Source organism: Escherichia sp. MOD1-EC6819, assembly GCF_002965765.1.
GTDB lineage: Bacteria > Pseudomonadota > Gammaproteobacteria > Enterobacterales > Enterobacteriaceae > Escherichia > Escherichia ruysiae.
In genome coordinates this window covers 28,009-46,218 of the sequence record NZ_PTRG01000001.1, presented here as the reverse complement: position 1 = coordinate 46,218, position 18,210 = coordinate 28,009, and the positions used below count along the sequence as shown (strand labels likewise).

Genomic DNA, 18,210 nt, shown 5'->3' with positions numbered 1-18,210 from the left:
CAGAGATCTGTTACAGCCAGTCGCCGTTGCGAATAACCCCAACGGCCAGCCCTTCAATGGTGAAGCTCTGCTGACGAAGGTCAACGACAATCGGTTTAAACTCGCTGTTTTCTGGCAATAATTCGACTTTATTGCCCTGTTTTTTCAGACGCTTAACGGTAACTTCGTCATCAATACGTGCGACAACGACCTGACCATTACGTACATCCTGAGTTTTATGCACTGCCAGCAAGTCGCCATCCATAATGCCGATATCTTTCATCGACATTCCGCTGACGCGCAGCAGGAAATCGGCATTCGGCTTGAACAAGGAAGGATCGACCTGATAATGACCTTCAATATGCTGCTGCGCCAGAAGCGGTTCACCGGCAGCCACACGACCTACCAATGGCAACCCTTCTTCCTCTTCCTGCAACAAACGAATCCCACGCGATGCGCCGGAAACAATTTCAATTACGCCTTTGCGTGCCAACGCTTTCAGATGTTCTTCAGCCGCGTTTGGGGAACGGAACCCCAAACGCTGCGCGATTTCCGCACGCGTCGGCGGCATACCTGTCTGGCTGATGTGATCACGAATGAGATCAAACACCTCTTGTTGCCTGGCCGTTAACGCTTTCATTCCGCCCCCTGGGTGTATATACAGTTATGCTGTGAGTATATACAGCAAAAGGCGATTTTGGAACCATAAACTACACAATAAACCAGAGATTTATCGAATTCTGGAAGGGTTATCCAAAATGCGACCATAACAGAATGACCCAGGTTGCCACAGCGACGATAATCGCGATCAGCACCGCAGCGGATCCCATATCTTTCGCCCGCCCGGAAAGCTCGTGGTATTCAGAGCCAATACGATCAACCACCGCTTCGATGGCGCTATTGAGAATTTCCACAATCATCACCAACATGACGGAGCTAATAAGCAGTACGCGGGTTATCGCGTCCACATCCAGCCAGCAAGCGATGACCACCGCCAACAATACCGCCACGCCTTCCTGACGGAATGCCGCTTCGTTGATCCATGCAGCGCGTAAACCTTTCCAGGAATAGCCAGCGGCTTTGATAATTCGAGTGAATCCAGTGGTATTATTGGCCATTGAAAGAACCTTTTTACATTATGAGCGTCAATATCAGTGTACCGTTGAATCCGATGATTCCGGTAGCGTAGCGCCGCGCGAAACATGAGCGGATACCACAGAATTTCCCATGACTTTCTGCTATCCTTCCCGCGCATTTGCATTATTAACCAGAGGCTTTACATCGTTTATGTCCGGCTGGCCACGAATTTACTACAAATTACTGAATTTACCATTAAGCATCCTGGTAAAAAGCAAGTCTATTCCGGCAGATCCTGCCCCGGAATTGGGGCTCGATACCTCTCGTCCAATTATGTACGTTTTACCGTACAACTCAAAAGCGGATTTGCTGACGTTGCGCGCCCAGTGCCTGGCGCATGATCTGCCTGATCCATTAGAGCCGCTGGAGGTAGACGGCACGCTACTGCCGCGCTATGTGTTTATTCATGGCGGGCCGCGTGTTTTCACCTATTACACGCCGAAAGAAGAGTCTATTAAGCTGTTCCACGACTATCTCGATCTGCACCGTAGCAACCCAAATCTGGATGTGCAGATGGTGCCGGTATCGGTGATGTTTGGTCGTGCGCCAGGACGTGAAAAAGGCGAAGTAAACCCGCCACTACGTATGCTCAACGGCGTGCAGAAATTTTTCGCCGTACTGTGGCTTGGTCGCGATAGCTTTGTGCGTTTCTCGCCGTCAGTTTCGCTACGCCGCATGGCTGATGAACACGGCACAGATAAAACTATCGCCCAAAAACTGGCGCGCGTGGCGCGTATGCACTTTGCCCGTCAGCGTCTGGCTGCCGTGGGTCCACGCTTGCCTGCTCGTCAGGATTTGTTCAATAAGCTGCTCGCCTCGCGTGCAATTGCCAAAGCGGTAGAAGATGAAGCGCGCAGCAAAAAAATCTCCCATGAAAAAGCGCAGCAGAACGCGATTGCGCTGATGGAAGAGATTGCGGCGAATTTCTCTTACGAGATGATCCGCCTGACTGACCGTATTCTGGGCTTCACCTGGAACCGGCTCTATCAGGGAATCAACGTCCATAATGCCGAACGCGTTCGCCAGCTGGCTCACGACGGTCATGAGCTGGTGTATGTGCCATGCCACCGTAGCCACATGGACTACCTGCTGCTCTCTTACGTGCTGTATCACCAGGGGCTGGTGCCGCCGCATATCGCCGCCGGGATCAACCTGAACTTCTGGCCTGCCGGGCCGATTTTCCGCCGTCTGGGGGCGTTCTTTATTCGCCGTACTTTTAAAGGCAATAAACTCTACTCTACCGTATTCCGTGAATATCTCGGCGAACTGTTCAGCCGTGGTTATTCCGTTGAGTACTTTGTGGAAGGCGGTCGTTCGCGTACAGGACGTTTGCTTGATCCGAAAACCGGCACACTGTCGATGACCATTCAGGCGATGCTGCGTGGCGGTACGCGTCCGATTACGTTGATTCCGATCTACATCGGTTATGAGCACGTCATGGAAGTGGGTACTTACGCCAAAGAACTGCGCGGCGCGACAAAAGAGAAAGAGAGCCTGCCGCAGATGCTGCGCGGTTTAAGCAAGCTGCGTAATCTCGGTCAGGGGTATGTCAACTTCGGTGAACCGATGCCGTTGATGACCTATCTCAACCAGCACGTGCCAGACTGGCGTGAATCTATTGATCCCATTGAAGCTGTACGCCCGGCCTGGTTAACGCCGACAGTCAATAACATTGCTGCCGATCTGATGGTGCGCATTAACAACGCAGGCGCGGCTAACGCCATGAACCTGTGCTGTACTGCGCTGCTGGCGTCACGTCAGCGTTCACTCACTCGCGAGCAATTGACTGAGCAGCTGAATTGTTATCTCGATTTGATGCGCAACGTGCCTTACTCCACGGACTCTACCGTTCCTTCAGCCAGCGCCGGTGAGCTGATTGATCACGCGCTGCAAATGAACAAGTTTGAAGTTGAGAAAGACACCATCGGCGACATTATTATCCTGCCGCGTGAGCAAGCGGTGCTGATGACCTACTATCGCAACAACATTGCGCATATGTTGGTTCTGCCTTCGCTGATGGCAGCAATTGTGACGCAGCATCGGCACATCTCCCGCGAAGTGTTGATGGAGCACGTCAATGTGCTTTACCCAATGCTAAAAGCGGAGCTGTTCCTGCGCTGGGAGCGTGACGAGTTGCCGGGTGTTATTGATGCGCTGGCGAATGAGATGCAACGCCAGGGGCTGATTACGCTGCAAGATGATGAGTTACATATCAATCCGGCGCACTCCCGCACGCTTCAGTTGCTTGCCGCAGGCGCGCGTGAAACGCTGCAACGTTATGCGATTACCTTCTGGCTGTTGAGCGCCAACCCGTCGATCAATCGCGGTACGCTGGAGAAAGAGAGCCGCACTGTGGCACAACGTCTTTCCGTGCTGCACGGCATCAACGCACCGGAGTTCTTCGACAAAGCGGTGTTCAGTTCTCTGGTGCTGACGCTGCGTGATGAAGGATATATCAGCGACAGCGGCGACGCCGAACCGGCAGAAACGATGAAGGTTTATCAGTTGCTGGCGGAGTTGATTACGTCCGATGTACGCTTAACGATTGAGAGTGCGACGCAGGGCGAAGGGTAACTGATGAGCGTTGCCGGATGCGGCGCAAACGCCTTACCCGGCCTACTATGACCTGCAAATTCAATAAATTGCGATGTGTTATGTAGGCCTGATAAGCGCAGCGCATCAGGCAGCATTTCACAGAAAAAAAGCCGGATGACCATGATCATCCGGCTTTTTTACATCATCAGAAATGCCAGTAACTCATTGCCAGCCCTAAAAACAGTACCAGGCCAACATAGTTATTATTCATAAACGCTTTAAAACAGGCTTCACGCTCGCGGTTGGCAATCAGTTTTTGTTGATAAACAAACAGTGCGCCCGCGATCAGTATTGACCAGTAATATCCCCAGCCTAAGCCATTTAACTCGCCGATAATCGCCATCAGCACCAGCACGCCAATCTGCAAAATGCCGATAATCAACTTATCGTATTGACCAAACAGGATCGCGGTGGACTTAATGCCAATCTTCACGTCGTCATCACGGTCAACCATCGCATACTGCGTGTCGTAAGCCACCGCCCACAGAATATTGGCGAGGAACATTAACCAGCAGCTTAACGGCACCGATTCACTCACAGCGGCAAAAGCCATTGGAATCGACCAACCAAACGCCGCACCCAGCACTACTTGCGGTAAATGGGTATACCGCTTCATAAACGGGTACACCCACGCCAACGCCAGTCCGGCAATCGACAACAGAATGGTCATCGTGTTCAGCGTCAATACCAGTAAGAACGAAATCAGCACCAGCACCACAAATAGCGTTCGCGCCTCTTTCTCCGTCACCGCGCCACTGGGAAGCGGTCGGTTTGCCGTGCGCTTAACATGACCATCAAACTTACGATCAGCATAGTCATTCACTACACAACCGGCGGCACGCATCAGCCAGACGCCAGCGACAAACACCGCCAGGATCCAGAGTTGGGGAACACCGGGTGTCGCCACCCATAGCGCCCATAAAGTTGGCCAGAGCAGCAGTAACGCACCAATTGGCTTATCCGTACGCATTAAGCGGTGAAACGCCAGCAGCTTATTTTGCGTCAGACTCCACTCCATATTTTTTTCCTCTTAGTACAACGGTGATGCCGGTAAAAACAGTTCGGTCAGCAGCAGCGGCTTACCACTTAATCGCAGGCGGGAACGTCGCCCCCAAAGTCCGGCATCACTGCCTATCTCAATAAAGTCACGAGTTAATGTCGATGATGTAAACAGATAGCGTCCTAACGGCGTTTTACCCAAATTTTGTAACGCCAGCTCGGGGCCGCTTAGCGTTGACACAGGAACGACAGTGCGACCGGCAAGCCACGGTTCTCCATCTGCACATAACAAAATCTCACGTAACCAGTAACGGGATTCTTTCGGCAGCAGCGGTAATTCTTCGGGGATTTCATTCTGCTCGACAAACCCTTCGCGGATCATCGTCACGCTCACCGTTTTTCCCTGCTGTTCAAAACGTTTGGTCATGGAATCTTCCAGCAACAACCAGTCGAGCAGTTGCGGTTCCAGCGCAGGGATCTCTGCAAAATAGCGCAGCGCACGCAGTTGCGTTAACGCGGGGTGTGACATGCCGAACTCTCCGTTACATAACGTAAAGGCATTGTATCGCAGAAAAGCGTTAACGGGAGATGTAAAGCATATTAAGTGATCTAATACGCAACAATAACGCAACAATCACAGGAGAGAGAGAAAAAAAGGTGCGCCCGAAGACGCACCAGTTGTTGCAAAATCAGCACTGTGGGGCGTAATTACCCCTTGCCTTTTACACTGCTGATAAAGGTGGAACGGGCAGATGTCGAGCCCAGGCGTTCAGCTTCATCAAGCAGTTTTAACGCCTTATCAACATCACCTTTCGCGACAGCGTTTTTAATCGCGGTATTAAAATAACTTTCCGTGTCGTTGAGCATAGGTTCACTTTTCTTCGCCGGTGCCGGAGCAGGTGCGGCGGCGGCTGGTGCCGTGTAGGTCGCCGGTGCCGCAGTGTTGCCTACCGTAACCGGAGCTGGAGCGGAAGAACCAAACAACGGCCCCACCAACACGCTGGAGCTGGAGTTGGTTTTCACTTTCAGTTTCAGCAGACCATCGGTGGTATGACGGGCAACCGGGTCTGGAATATCCGGCACCGAGTTACCAACACCTTTGGCATAGGCTTTTGCCGGATCGAGCAGTTGTGTCGTCTGCTGGAGATCTTTTTCAGTGGTAAAGACCAGCACATAAAGTTTCTGCTGCCCTAATGCAGGTGTCAGTCGCATAACGCCTTCCAGACGATCTGCACTCATCACGCCAGGTTCCTGGTAGGTGAAATAACTGCTGGGGAAGAAGGCCGATGGTGTCATGTTCTGATCAAGAATCAGCACGTTCGGCGCAAATACGCTGGTTTGTTTGTTCACTTCACTGGTCAGCGTCAGTGTCAGCTCGCCAATGTTTGCCGGGACGCTGTATGCGGCAACCGAACCGCTGATGCCAGGGACGTTCAGTTGTTGACCGCCAGTAGCTAACCGGGTGGTCTGGGTTTTAGATTGATCGACTGGTGTCCAGGTTAATTGTTGCAGCGCGGCAGATGGAATGGCTGGCGCATCGCTGGTGTTTTGCGGTACGTAGTTAACATCGGCAAGGCTGATTCCAGGCGCGCTTGCCAGCAACCCTGCTGATAAACAGAGGGCGATGAGACTTTTATTCATTTTCATTGTTTTCACCTCAAAATCTGGAGTTCAGCGGTAGCCAGGCAATAGCGCGCTTAACCCGATAATCAGAGGGGCTTACGCCCCTTATAAATAATGACAACCTGTTTTATGCCGGATGCGGCGTGAACGCCTTATCCGACCTACATTCGGCAGCGGTTGTAGACCTGATAAGACGCGACTGCGTCGCATCAGGCACTGGTTGCCGGATGCGGCGTAAACGCCTTATCCGGCCTACATTCGGCAGCGGTTGTAGACCTGATAAGACGCGGCAGCGTCGCATCAGGCGTTGATTGCCGGATGCGGTACAAGCACCTTATCCGGCCTACATATTGCTATTACCACCAGATTTCCATCTGGGCACCGAATGTCCACTCATCGCTATCACCGCGACCGAAGCTACCGCCTTCGAAATTCGCCGGAACAGCTTTGCCGTAGTTCGGGTTGGAAGAGGAGCTACCGTTGTAGTCATAACCCCATTTCTCATCCCACTTGGCGTAGGTTGCGAAGACACGAATAGCCGGGCGTGACCAGATGCTGTCGCCAGCCTGCCATTGTTGTGCGAGGGTGATTTTGTACTGATTGTTCTTGTCGCCAGTGCGCTGGGATTCGACGTTGTCGTAGCCCACTTCCAGCAAGGTACTCATGATAGGCGTCCACTTGTACATTGGACGAATACCGACGGTCCACCATTTGGTGCCGTTGTCGTTATCCCAGTTGATATCCTGGTACATACCCACGTACATCATGTCCCAGTTGTCGCCCATGGAGATCGCACCGTGATCGAGGATACGCAGCAGGTGACCGTTATTGTTGATATTGTAGGCAAATTTTTCGTTATCAAACGCAACGCCAGAACCCTGCGACAGACCTTTACCCTGCGAGGTCATCGAGTCTGTTGCGTACTGAACAACAAACTTGTTGAAGCCTTTCAGGATGCTCTGGGTATGCTCGGCAGTGAACATCCAGCCATCTTTCGATGCGCCATCAACCAGACGATAGTTATCACGCAGGTTAGCGCGACCGTAGTCAACACCCAGTTCCAGGGTGCCGCCCGGGTTGATTTCCATCTGCGCTAAACGCACGTCGAAGACGTCGTTCGCAGTCTCGTTGGTATAGTCATAGATATTGTTGCTGGCGAAAGAAGAAGAACCGCCCGCTTCAGAAGAACGCGTTGCTGCCAGAGAAAGTTTACCGAAGCCAACGTCGATGTTTTCCAGACCGGCACCAGGACCAGAAATATCCCAGTAGTAGAAGTCGATCATATGAACGTCATGACGCTGATAGAAACGCTTACCGGCCCAAATAGTGGCGCCTGGCAGCCATTCAATCAGGTTTTTCCCCTGCACGTTCGCTTCACGGAAGGCCGGATCGGTGGCTTCCCAGTCATTCTGTTGTGCTACGGAATAGGCCACGTTAGTGTCGAAATAGAAGCTCTTATCGCCCTCTTTCCACACTTCCTGACCCAATTTTAATTCAGCATAAGTTTCACATTCGTTGCCAAGACGGTATTTACTTTGAGCGCCAGTGGTCTGGAAACACTGTTGTTCACCGCCGCTCCCTGTCCAGCCGATCCCGGAACGAGCGTAACCGTGGAAATCCACAGCCATTGCCTGAGCAGACATTACGCCTGCTGCGACGGCAACCGTCAGAGGAAGTTTGCGCAGAGTAATCATCATTCTATCTCCTGAGTCATTGCTTTTCTTTTTTCACATCGCCTGTCACAGGCTTTGTGTCTTTTTTAGGGGTGCTTAAACGCCCGGCTCCTGATGCAGTCGACGACATGCAGTGCCATCCTCACGGAACAGATGGCAACGCTCTGGCGGCAGGCCGATAGCGAATGTGGCACCTTCTTCTACCAACACCACGTCAGACTGGCGGTACACCAGGTTTTGACGAATGGAAGGGATCTGGATATGAATTTGCGTTTCGTTGCCGAGCTGCTCGACCACCTGAACTTCCCCCTCAAGGATGACGTCGGCGATATCGCTTGGCAGTAAATGTTCCGGGCGAATGCCCAGCGACATGTTGGCGCCGACCTGAACGTTGTGGCTTTCAACCGGCAGCCAGACCTGCTGGAGGTTTGGCATCGGCAGCTCAACCTGGACTTGATCGATTGCAACGGCGGTCACTTTTACCGGCAGGAAATTCATTTTCGGTGAACCGATAAAACCGGCGACAAAGCGGTCGGCCGGATAGTGATACAACTCAAGCGGCTTCCCGACCTGCGCCACGCGACCGGCGTCCAGCACCACGATTTTGTCGGCCAACGTCATCGCTTCGACCTGGTCGTGGGTGACGTAAATCATCGTGCGCCCCAGGCGTTTATGCAGACGGGAAATTTCGATACGCATCTGTACACGTAGCGCGGCATCAAGGTTGGAAAGTGGTTCATCGAGTAAAAACACGCTTGGCTCGGCCACCAGCGTACGACCAATCGCCACACGTTGACGTTGTCCGCCGGAGAGCGCCTTCGGTTTGCGATCCAGCAAGTGCGCCAGTTGCAGCACTTCCGCCACCTGGTTAACACGCTGGTTGATGACCTCTTTCTTTGCGCCTGCTAATTTCAGGCCAAAAGACATATTTTCTGCCACAGACAGGTGGGGATAGAGCGCATAGGACTGGAACACCATGCCGACGCCGCGTTCTGCTGGCGGGGTATCGTTCATTCGTTTATCACCGATGAACAGGTCGCCGCTGGTGATCGTCTCAAGACCGGCAATCATGCGCAGTAAAGTGGATTTACCGCAGCCAGACGGTCCGACAAACACCACGAACTCACCTTCGTGGATGTCGAGATTGATATCTTTCGATACCACCACATCCCCCCAGGCCTTCGTTACATTTTGCAGCTGTACGCTCGCCATGCCCTTCTCCCTTCGTTACAACCTGTCATCGACAGCAACATTCATGATGCAGTGACTATGCGTCATCGGAAGATGGCTTAAATCCTCCACCCCCTGGCTTTTTTATGGGGGAGGAGGCGGGAGGATGAGAAGGTGGGGTCTGCATACTAATCCGAGGGAAAGTAAGGAAATTCGTGATATTGCTTGCAAAAAACATGGCAATTTTGTGTGCGCCTTACCGCAATACTGCCGTTTCTGCGATGCAGATCACATAAAACAAAGGTGGGGCGTAGGGGCAAGGAGGATGGAAAGAGGTTGCCGTATAAAGAAACTAGAGTCCGTTCAGGCGTTTTCACAAGCACTTCACCAACAAGGACCAGAGATTATGAAAATAAAAACAGGTGCACGCATCCTCGCATTATCTGTTTTGACGACGATGATGTTTTCCGCCTCGGCTCTCGCCAAAATCGAAGAAGGTAAACTGGTAATCTGGATCAACGGCGATAAAGGCTACAACGGCCTCGCAGAAGTGGGTAATAAATTCGAGAAAGATACCGGAATTAAAGTCACCGTTGAGCATCCAGATAAGCTGGAAGAGAAGTTCCCCCAAGTTGCGGCCACTGGCGATGGTCCGGACATTATTTTCTGGGCGCACGACCGCTTTGGCGGCTATGCCCAATCTGGCCTGTTGGCTGAAATCTCCCCAGACAAAGCGTTACAGGACAAGCTGTATCCGTTTACCTGGGATGCTGTACGTTATAACGGCAAACTGATTGCTTATCCGATTGCCGTTGAAGCGTTATCGCTAATTTATAACAAAGACCTGCTGCCGAATCCGCCAAAAACCTGGGAAGAAATCCCGGCACTGGATAAAGAACTGAAAGCGAAAGGTAAGAGCGCGCTGATGTTCAACCTGCAAGAACCGTACTTCACCTGGCCGCTGATTGCTGCCGACGGTGGTTATGCGTTCAAGTATGAAAATGACAAATACAATGTGAAAGACGTTGGTGTGGATAACGCCGGCGCAAAAGCGGGTCTGACCTTCCTGGTTGATCTGGTTAAAAACAAACACATGAATGCGGATACTGATTACTCCATCGCAGAGGCGGCCTTTAACAAAGGTGAAACGGCGATGACCATCAACGGTCCGTGGGCATGGTCCAACATCGATACCAGCAAAGTGAACTACGGTGTGACGCTGCTGCCGACCTTCAAGGGACAACCTTCCAAACCGTTCGTTGGCGTTCTGAGTGCAGGCATCAACGCTGCCAGCCCGAACAAAGAACTGGCAAAAGAGTTCCTCGAAAACTACCTGCTGACTGACGAAGGGCTGGAAGCGGTAAATAAAGATAAACCGCTGGGCGCCGTGGCGCTGAAGTCTTACCAGGATCAGCTGGCGAAAGATCAACGCATTGCCGCCACCATGGATAACGCCAAGAACGGTGAAATCATGCCGAATATCCCGCAGATGTCGGCCTTCTGGTATGCCGTGCGTACCGCAGTGATCAACGCCGCCAGCGGTCGTCAAACTGTTGATGCCGCGCTGAAAGATGCGCAGGGTCGTATCACCAAGTAATGCTGTGAAATGCCGGATGCGGCGTGAACGCCTTATCCGGCCTACGAAACCAAAACATATGTAGGCCTGATAAGACGCGTCAGCGTCGCATCAGGCGGTTATTGTCGGATACGGCGTAAATACTTCATCCGACATACAAAACTAAATGCCGGATGCGGCGTGAACGCCTTATCCGGCCTACGAAACCGAAGCATATGTAGGCCTGATAAGACGCGTCAGCGTCGCATCAGGCGGTTGTTGTCGGATACGGCGTAAATGCTTCATCCGACCTGGAAAAACGAACTGTACGTAAGCCTGATAAGGCGCGCCAGCGCCGCATCAGGCGGTTGTTGCCGGATGCGGTGTAATCATTTATCCGTCCAGGAATGAGGAAGAACCCCATGGATGTCATTAAAAAGAAACATTGGTGGCAAAGCGACGCGCTGAAATGGTCAGTGTTAGGTCTGCTTGGCCTGCTGGTGGGTTACCTTGTTGTTTTAATGTACGCACAAGGGGAGTACCTGTTCGCCATTACCACGCTGATTTTAAGTTCTGCGGGGCTGTATATTTTCGCCAACCGGAAAGCCTACGCCTGGCGCTATGTTTATCCGGGAATGGCAGGAATGGGGCTGTTCGTGCTCTTCCCTCTGGTCTGCACCATCGCCATTGCTTTTACCAACTACAGCAGCACTAACCAGCTAACTTTTGAACGCGCCCAGGAAGTTCTGTTAGATCGTTCCTGGCAAGCGGGCAAAACCTATAACTTCGGGCTTTATCCGGCAGGTGATGAGTGGCAACTGGCGCTCACCGATGGCGAAACCGGTAAGCATTATCTCTCCGATGCCTTTAAATTTGGCGGCGAGCAAAAGCTGCAACTGAAAGAAAGTGCCACACAGCCTGAGGGCGAGCGCGCAAATCTGCGCGTGATTACCCAAAATCGTCAGGCGCTGAGCAACATTACCGCCATCCTCCCGGATGACAACAAAGTGATGATGAGCTCCCTGCGCCAGTTCTCTGGCACACAACCGCTCTACACACTGGGCGATGACGGTACGCTGACCAATAACCAGAGTGGCGTCAAATATCGCCCGAATGACCAGACCGGCTTTTACCAGTCCATCACCGCCGATGGCAACTGGGGCGACGACAAACTCAGCCCCGGTTACACCGTGACTACCGGCTGGAAAAACTTTACCCGCGTCTTCACCGACGAAGGCATTCAGAAACCGTTCCTCGCGATTTTCGTCTGGACCGTGATGTTCTCACTGATCACTGTCTTTTTAACGGTTGCAGTCGGCATGGTGCTGGCCTGTCTGGTGCAATGGGAAGCGTTGCGCGGCAAAGCGGTCTATCGCGTCCTGCTGATTCTGCCCTACGCGGTGCCATCGTTTATTTCAATCTTGATTTTCAAAGGGTTGTTTAACCAGAGCTTCGGTGAAATCAACATGATGTTGAGCGCGCTGTTTGGCGTGAAGCCCGCCTGGTTTAGCGATCCGACCACCGCACGGACGATGCTGATTATCGTCAACACGTGGCTGGGTTATCCGTACATGATGATCCTCTGCATGGGCTTGCTGAAAGCGATTCCTGACGACCTGTATGAAGCCTCAGCGATGGATGGCGCAAGTCCATTCCAGAACTTCTTTAAAATCACGCTGCCGCTGCTGATCAAGCCGCTGACACCGCTGATGATCGCCAGCTTCGCCTTTAACTTTAACAACTTCGTGCTGATTCAACTGTTGACCAACGGTGGCCCGGATCGTCTTGGCACCACCACGCCAGCCGGTTATACCGACCTGCTCGTTAACTACACCTACCGTATCGCTTTTGAAGGCGGCGGGGGTCAGGACTTCGGTCTGGCAGCAGCGATTGCCACGCTGATTTTCCTGCTGGTGGGTGCGCTGGCGATAGTGAACCTGAAAGCCACGCGAATGAAGTTTGATTAAGGGAGATAACAAAAATGGCAATGGTCCAACCGAAATCGCAAAAAGCACGTTTGTTTATTACTCACCTGCTACTGCTACTTTTTATCGCGGCGATTATGTTCCCGCTGCTGATGGTCGTCGCCATCTCGCTGCGTCAGGGGAACTTCGCGACCGGCAGCCTGATCCCGGAGCAAATCTCGTGGGATCACTGGAAACTGGCGTTAGGCTTTAGCGTTGAACAGGCCGATGGTCGCATTACGCCACCGCCGTTCCCGGTATTGCTGTGGCTGTGGAACTCAGTAAAGGTCGCCGGGATTTCCGCGATTGGTATCGTGGCGCTCTCCACCACCTGCGCCTACGCTTTTGCCCGTATGCGCTTTCCAGGCAAAGCGACGCTGCTGAAAGGAATGCTGATTTTCCAGATGTTCCCGGCGGTACTCTCACTGGTGGCGTTGTATGCGTTGTTTGACCGTCTGGGTGAGTACATTCCGTTTATCGGTCTGAATACCCACGGCGGCGTTATCTTTGCTTACCTGGGCGGGATTGCGCTGCACGTCTGGACGATTAAAGGTTATTTCGAAACCATCGACAGTTCGCTGGAAGAAGCGGCGGCGCTGGACGGTGCGACACCGTGGCAAGCCTTCCGCCTCGTACTGCTGCCGCTGTCAGTACCAATTCTGGCGGTAGTGTTCATCCTGTCGTTTATCGCTGCCATTACTGAAGTTCCGGTCGCGTCGTTGTTACTGCGTGACGTGAACAGCTACACCCTGGCCGTGGGGATGCAGCAATACCTCAACCCACAAAACTACCTGTGGGGCGATTTTGCCGCCGCTGCCGTGATGTCTGCATTACCGATCACCATCGTCTTCTTGCTAGCTCAACGCTGGCTGGTCAATGGCCTGACGGCAGGTGGTGTGAAAGGTTAAAGATGTTGTTCTGCCAATGTTATGCCGCTGCACCCTCAACTTACGTTATCCCAACTTGTGACTGTTATTCGGCGCTCCCTGGAGCGCCTTTTTTTACTCCCGCTTCAGCCGCTTCGAATTACACAGCCATAGTGTGATCACCAGTAACAGGATCGCTGCCGAGTAGATCAATACATCCAGTGGCGATTTATGATCGACGATGATCAAGCGCACAATGGCGGTGATCCCGATATAGACAAAGTAACGTAAGGGAAAGTGAAAACCGGACTGGAAGTACTTCACAATCAGGGCGATAAATTCGAAATAGAGAAAGTAAACCACCAGCCCTTCCACCAGCTCATATTTGCTGGTTTTTTCTGGGGCGAACAGCACATCAGCCAGATGCACCGTTTCTTTGCCGAGGAATACGACCAGAATCAGGCCGAGGCACAGCAGGCCAAGATTGAGAACGGTCTGCAAAATGGTGGAGATAAACTCCACGCGCGGACGAGATAACGACGTCATAACAGCCCTCCAACTCAGTGGCGAGCTTCCTGTATAACGCAAAAATGTGACGGGGATCTATATTTTTTGTGTATGTTTTGTTCAGCTCAATTAAGTGGGCATCTCCCATCAACGTCGCATCTGGCAAAACACACAGCCTCAAAAAATCACCCATTCAGGTGATTCCCGGCCACCAGCAAAGCGCGAAAAATCGACAATGTTCCTCTGGAACAAATGAAACGTAACCTGATAAAGGTGGTAAAAATGAAGCCTTATTTTGCTGCTTTGTTGTTATCAGTCTCTGTTCTTCCTGCTTTTGCCGGTCCGCTCGGTACTGCTGATAAAGCCGACCTTCCGCAAAGCAATGTCTCCAGCCCAATGATGGCTCAGTCGCTCAGGCAATCAGACCTGCAACCGATATCGACGGACAGGAAGACAGAATGTTTTCGCCTTTACACACCAGATCGCAAACCGGGGGTGAACTGCGTTCCTGATGGCTCGACAGGCCATTAAGAATGAGGGGGCCAGTGATTGCGAAAACTGGCACCTTTCCCACGGCTTAGCGGAAATTCACGCTTCGGTCGCTGGTCATGTCATACAACTGGAACTTACGCCCAAGTTGCTGACCACCGTCACGCGTCAGCGGCGTCCAGCCAATTGCCGCACGGCTGCGTGTCGGGCCAGACGAGAAGAGATCCAACGGTACAGAGACATACACGCCTTTGGTGAAGTCCCCTTCTCCGTACTCTTCTTTCGAAACATTCGTGATCGTGGCATAGCCACCCACCACCACGCCGCTATCAAAGCGTTTGGCGATCTCCAGCGTGCCACCTTTATCCCCTGCCAGATACTGCCCGACGCTGGCTTTCACTAACACATCCTGGGCGAAAGATGGCGTCCAGTACGCGGTCAAATGACCGGTTTTCACGCTGTAATCAGTGAACTTCATCATATCTTTCGCGCTACGCCAGTCACGCTGTTTAACGTAGTTGGCATCCAGACCAAACGCCCAGTTGCTGTCCAGCGGGCGATACAACACTTCCGCCCCCGCACCGCCAAACATGGTTTCGAGATAACCTCCGTAGACCTGACCGTAGAAGCCGTTGCCAAGATGCTGGAAGTAGTTGGCTTGCAGGTTATTCACATAGACATCGTTCTGCACATACTCACGCACGTGGGTACGAACGCGCGGTAAGTGCGAGTCCTGCGGTGGATTAGTGTAGTTAAACTTGTCGTAGTTGTTGGCAAGGTTAGCAAACAGACTACCGGTGGTGAGCAGGTGATCCGTCAGCCACAAATCCGCCGTTCCCATCACGCCCAGTTGGTACATGTAAAAGTTTTCCGGGCCACCAACCGACTGGTTCAGCACCGGATCGATATGGAAATCAAAGCGCGATTTGTCGATATACCAGCCCTGCTCGGTGGACTGCGGAACCACCGGCTCGACGCGTTTTTGCGCCAGCGTCGTTTCGTGGCCCAACGGCTCTCCGGCGAGATGATTTTTCAGGCTGGCGACATCGGTTTCCGTCGTCACCTGCGGCATGTTAAGGCGATTTTCCGTAATGCGGATCGTTTTGATCCCATCCGGCAGATCGTTCATCACGATCCGATTAGCACGGATGATCCCTTCACGCGAATCACGATATTTCACCTGCTCGCCGGTGACATACAGCGTATCGCCTTTCGCCTGGATCTGCGGATCGGCAAGTCCGGCATTGTATTTCAACAGCGTTAACTGATTCGCCACCACCGAATGCTGCAAAATGGCATCCTGCGGCTGCGGTTGATATTGCGAGCGGGCGTTATCGTTGTAAGACGGGCGCAGATCGTTAAAGTTGGTGCGCAACGTAACGCCAAACATAAAGGTGTTGCCACGTTCATAGCTAAGGTTAACGTCGGCCCAATCGGTAACGCGATAAATCGCCCCGACGTTAAACTTACTTTTTTGCTCCAGCTTACCGGCAAAATCCTGCTGATAATTATTGCCTTCATACTCCAGTTTCAGGCGCAGCGGTTGCCAGGGCGTCTGGTATTCCACGCCGCCAAACAGTGAGGCAGGACCGTGGAACATCTGGCTACCGTCGATAGATCCCGCCTGTTTGTAGCTGTTATCGCGATAGCAATATTTATCACTGGCTGAACAGAGCGGATTTTTCACATTACCGCTGGTGCCCAGATATCCCCAGCCCAGGCCGAGCGTAAAATCGAACGGCCCCCAGGCTTTGCTGGCAACAAGATATTCCGCATCAAACAGCCCCGTACCGCCGATATCCCGCGCACCAACCGCCACTTGCGGCAGCCAGTAACTCTCTTCCCACAAACGCAGTTTGAGATCGAAGGCTTTATCTTTATACGTTTGATCGCCAGAGAACGCTTCGACGCTGCTGTACTGCCGGGTGCGCACATCGGTGTAGCGCAGCGTTGTTTCCAGCCACGGGAAGAGTTGCACTGAAGCAGAGTAATAACGGTACTGATCGTTATCACGATAGTTCAAACTTAATTCCCCTTCCCGCGCCATGCGCGCGGTGGGCGTTTGTAACAGACCGACGCCGCCGAAATCCGATTGCGACGGCCCGATGGGCGCTGGATACGTTTCGCCATAGCAGGCCGTGCTAATGCCCAGCGCCAGTAAGCTAAGCAGATGTCTTTTTTTCATTATTGCGGTATCCGCTGCGTCAGAGTCTGAAGAATGTCGGCGTTCAGGGCATCAGGCGTCTTACTCCAGACGGAGTCCGCCAGGCCAACATAAATAATGCTGCCGGGCATCGGCTCTACGTGACGCTTGTTCCAGTAAGCCACCGGCGCTTTTTGCGTTCGCCCGTCCGGGTAAACCACCCACGCATAGCTGCGATCTGCACCGCTAAGCAGGCTCTGCCCGGAGAGATAGCTCGCTACGTCGCGACCTGGGGTGAATGGCTGATTGCCAGGACGACTGATAAGCCCGAACAGCGTGACCGTTGACGGAGCGGAACCCACCCACAGCGTGTAGTTGCCCTGCAACGGCGGGTTGCCACGTTCCGCAACGCGGACGATATCGGGATCAAGATTGATTTTTTGCCTGCCCGTCACCTTCAACGCCTGAATTTGCTGACGTAAGGCGTTAATCGCGGCGGCATCCTCGGCGCTGGAATCTGTGGCCAGTTCTGCCAGCCGTGTCAGCAACGCCTGCTGCTGCCGCAATGCTGCTGCCGTTGCCAGCTCTTCGCTGATCACCGCACCGGGCCACCAGCTATTCGCCAGTCGCGGTTGCCCCACCAGATCGATTAAATGCTCTGCGCCCGTCAGCGTTTTGGCCTCACTGCTGCCATTGCTGAACACCTTGACGGTGCCCGCAGCAAAGACCGATGACGCTCCCACGCTCAAAATCAACGCGACAATAGTTTGTTTAATCATTGTGTTGCTGCCTTGATGAGAGTGGTTTTCACCGGGAAATAATCCGCGCCGAGATACTGTTCCGACTGGCGAATTTGTCCTTCGCTGTCGATCCAGTAGCGGTTATGCCAGCGCGCCTGGTCGGTGGAGACTTCTTCGTCCAGCACGCGAACCGGAGTTTCATCGCTGCCGACTTTGACGGTATCGGTGCCATCCCATTTGAAGACTGAGCGTGCGGTGGCGTAACGTACCTGCTGGTACTCGGTCCAGCCCATCGTGCGCGTCCATGTTGCGCCATCAACAATTTGTGCGGGTTTAATCAGCGGGTCGGCGGCAAGGTTATTTACTTCAATCAGGTTGTCGCCGCCAAGCAAAGTCTTCACCAGACGACCATGTTGTGTGACGAGAGTGGCCTGATCCTGAGTGACCCATTTTTGTTGTCCGTCTTCAGCGAAGGCCAGCACCACAAATAACTGCGGCCCGCCATTAAGCTGCATGTACTGGCTGGCGTAGGGCATATTTTGAATATCATCGTCCGTCAGCTGTACGCCTGGCGTGCCGAACAGACTGTCCCACAGTGAATTGCCCAGCTCTTTAGTCGTGGCTGAACAGGCCTGTAATAGCAGGCAGATAAGAATGAGTGCAGGTCGCTTCACGACTCTTCTCCAGAGGGGCAGAATAACCACACCGGAGTGTGGTTATGGTTAATCCCCGTCATACTTCAAGCTGCAGATGCGGTGACCGCACTCGTT

Annotated in this window: 16 protein-coding genes; 5 read left to right on the top strand and 11 right to left on the bottom strand. The window is 52.8% G+C overall.

Annotated features, from left to right (window positions below):
* Positions 1-10: 10 nt before the first annotated feature.
* Both lexA and dgkA read right to left on the bottom strand, forming a co-directional pair.
* Entirely contained in the window at positions 11-619 is a 609-nt protein-coding gene (lexA, locus tag A7Z06_RS00205; RefSeq protein WP_000646078.1) for a transcriptional repressor LexA, read from the bottom strand.
* A 109-nt stretch (positions 620-728) separates the two neighbouring features.
* The gene (gene dgkA / locus A7Z06_RS00200; RefSeq protein WP_000002906.1) at positions 729-1,097 is read right to left on the bottom strand and encodes a diacylglycerol kinase; all 369 of its coding nucleotides are present in this window, start codon (positions 1,095-1,097) and stop codon (positions 729-731) included.
* Positions 1,098-1,266: 169 nt separating this feature from the next.
* Between dgkA and plsB the strand changes: the two genes are divergently transcribed.
* Complete coding sequence (plsB, locus tag A7Z06_RS00195; RefSeq protein WP_016159874.1) at positions 1,267-3,690, top strand: glycerol-3-phosphate 1-O-acyltransferase PlsB; 2,424 nt, start codon at positions 1,267-1,269, stop codon at positions 3,688-3,690.
* A gap of 166 nt (positions 3,691-3,856) precedes the next feature.
* Here plsB and ubiA read toward each other — a convergent pair whose 3' ends face one another.
* The 5 genes from ubiA to malK form a co-directional block, all read right to left on the bottom strand.
* A complete protein-coding gene (ubiA, locus tag A7Z06_RS00190; protein WP_000455237.1) occupies positions 3,857-4,729 on the bottom strand; it encodes a 4-hydroxybenzoate octaprenyltransferase in 873 nt (290 codons plus the stop codon).
* Between the two features lie 12 nt (positions 4,730-4,741).
* Positions 4,742-5,239, bottom strand: coding sequence for a chorismate lyase (gene ubiC, locus A7Z06_RS00185; protein WP_000019215.1), 498 nt, complete (start codon positions 5,237-5,239; stop codon positions 4,742-4,744).
* Positions 5,240-5,418: 179 nt separating this feature from the next.
* Complete coding sequence (malM, locus tag A7Z06_RS00180; protein WP_010344810.1) at positions 5,419-6,357, bottom strand: maltose operon protein MalM; 939 nt, start codon at positions 6,355-6,357, stop codon at positions 5,419-5,421.
* Positions 6,358-6,689: 332 nt separating this feature from the next.
* Positions 6,690-8,030, bottom strand: a complete 1,341-nt coding sequence (gene lamB, locus A7Z06_RS00175) for a maltoporin LamB (protein ID WP_105279298.1) — start codon at positions 8,028-8,030, stop codon at positions 6,690-6,692.
* A gap of 72 nt (positions 8,031-8,102) precedes the next feature.
* A complete protein-coding gene (gene malK / locus A7Z06_RS00170) occupies positions 8,103-9,218 on the bottom strand; it encodes a maltose/maltodextrin ABC transporter ATP-binding protein MalK (RefSeq protein WP_000179160.1) in 1,116 nt (371 codons plus the stop codon).
* A gap of 364 nt (positions 9,219-9,582) precedes the next feature.
* On the opposite strand from malK, the gene malE reads away from it, so the two are divergent.
* From malE to malG, 3 genes are all read left to right on the top strand, one after another.
* Positions 9,583-10,773: a maltose/maltodextrin ABC transporter substrate-binding protein MalE gene (malE, locus tag A7Z06_RS00165; RefSeq protein WP_000695405.1), complete on the top strand. Its 1,191-nt coding sequence runs from the start codon at positions 9,583-9,585 to the stop codon at positions 10,771-10,773.
* Between the two features lie 380 nt (positions 10,774-11,153).
* Positions 11,154-12,698, top strand: a complete 1,545-nt coding sequence (gene malF / locus A7Z06_RS00160) for a maltose ABC transporter permease MalF (protein ID WP_010344809.1) — start codon at positions 11,154-11,156, stop codon at positions 12,696-12,698.
* Positions 12,699-12,712: 14 nt separating this feature from the next.
* Positions 12,713-13,603: a maltose ABC transporter permease MalG gene (gene malG / locus A7Z06_RS00155; protein WP_001252058.1), complete on the top strand. Its 891-nt coding sequence runs from the start codon at positions 12,713-12,715 to the stop codon at positions 13,601-13,603.
* A gap of 93 nt (positions 13,604-13,696) precedes the next feature.
* Here malG and psiE read toward each other — a convergent pair whose 3' ends face one another.
* Positions 13,697-14,107: a phosphate-starvation-inducible protein PsiE gene (gene psiE / locus A7Z06_RS00150; RefSeq protein WP_000202898.1), complete on the bottom strand. Its 411-nt coding sequence runs from the start codon at positions 14,105-14,107 to the stop codon at positions 13,697-13,699.
* A 213-nt stretch (positions 14,108-14,320) separates the two neighbouring features.
* On the opposite strand from psiE, the gene A7Z06_RS00145 reads away from it, so the two are divergent.
* A complete protein-coding gene (locus tag A7Z06_RS00145; RefSeq protein WP_010344805.1) occupies positions 14,321-14,599 on the top strand; it encodes a hypothetical protein in 279 nt (92 codons plus the stop codon).
* Between the two features lie 46 nt (positions 14,600-14,645).
* On the opposite strand, the gene A7Z06_RS00140 is transcribed toward A7Z06_RS00145, so the two are convergent.
* From A7Z06_RS00140 to A7Z06_RS00130, 3 genes are read right to left on the bottom strand one after another with little or no spacing between them, the layout of a single operon-like run.
* Positions 14,646-16,742, bottom strand: a complete 2,097-nt coding sequence (locus A7Z06_RS00140; protein WP_000745786.1) for a YjbH domain-containing protein — start codon at positions 16,740-16,742, stop codon at positions 14,646-14,648.
* Positions 16,742-17,479, bottom strand: coding sequence for a capsule biosynthesis GfcC family protein (locus A7Z06_RS00135; protein ID WP_000595527.1), 738 nt, complete (start codon positions 17,477-17,479; stop codon positions 16,742-16,744). Before A7Z06_RS00135 ends, A7Z06_RS00140 begins: the two co-directional genes overlap by 1 nt.
* Entirely contained in the window at positions 17,476-18,114 is a 639-nt protein-coding gene (locus tag A7Z06_RS00130; RefSeq protein ID WP_010344804.1) for a YjbF family lipoprotein, read from the bottom strand. The genes A7Z06_RS00135 and A7Z06_RS00130 overlap by 4 nt, the downstream gene beginning before the upstream one ends.
* Positions 18,115-18,210 lie beyond the last annotated feature (96 nt).

Coding starts and splice junctions, on each gene's coding strand:
- lexA (WP_000646078.1), bottom strand. CDS start 619: ATGAAAGCGTTAACGGCCAGGCAACAAGAGGTGTTTGATCTCATTCGT.
- dgkA (WP_000002906.1), bottom strand. CDS start 1,097: ATGGCCAATAATACCACTGGATTCACTCGAATTATCAAAGCCGCTGGC.
- plsB (WP_016159874.1), top strand. CDS start 1,267: ATGTCCGGCTGGCCACGAATTTACTACAAATTACTGAATTTACCATTA.
- ubiA (WP_000455237.1), bottom strand. CDS start 4,729: ATGGAGTGGAGTCTGACGCAAAATAAGCTGCTGGCGTTTCACCGCTTA.
- ubiC (WP_000019215.1), bottom strand. CDS start 5,239: ATGTCACACCCCGCGTTAACGCAACTGCGTGCGCTGCGCTATTTTGCA.
- malM (WP_010344810.1), bottom strand. CDS start 6,357: ATGAAAATGAATAAAAGTCTCATCGCCCTCTGTTTATCAGCAGGGTTG.
- lamB (WP_105279298.1), bottom strand. CDS start 8,030: ATGATGATTACTCTGCGCAAACTTCCTCTGACGGTTGCCGTCGCAGCA.
- malK (WP_000179160.1), bottom strand. CDS start 9,218: ATGGCGAGCGTACAGCTGCAAAATGTAACGAAGGCCTGGGGGGATGTG.
- malE (WP_000695405.1), top strand. CDS start 9,583: ATGAAAATAAAAACAGGTGCACGCATCCTCGCATTATCTGTTTTGACG.
- malF (WP_010344809.1), top strand. CDS start 11,154: ATGGATGTCATTAAAAAGAAACATTGGTGGCAAAGCGACGCGCTGAAA.
- malG (WP_001252058.1), top strand. CDS start 12,713: ATGGCAATGGTCCAACCGAAATCGCAAAAAGCACGTTTGTTTATTACT.
- psiE (WP_000202898.1), bottom strand. CDS start 14,107: ATGACGTCGTTATCTCGTCCGCGCGTGGAGTTTATCTCCACCATTTTG.
- A7Z06_RS00145 (WP_010344805.1), top strand. CDS start 14,321: ATGAAACGTAACCTGATAAAGGTGGTAAAAATGAAGCCTTATTTTGCT.
- A7Z06_RS00140 (WP_000745786.1), bottom strand. CDS start 16,742: ATGAAAAAAAGACATCTGCTTAGCTTACTGGCGCTGGGCATTAGCACG.
- A7Z06_RS00135 (WP_000595527.1), bottom strand. CDS start 17,479: ATGATTAAACAAACTATTGTCGCGTTGATTTTGAGCGTGGGAGCGTCA.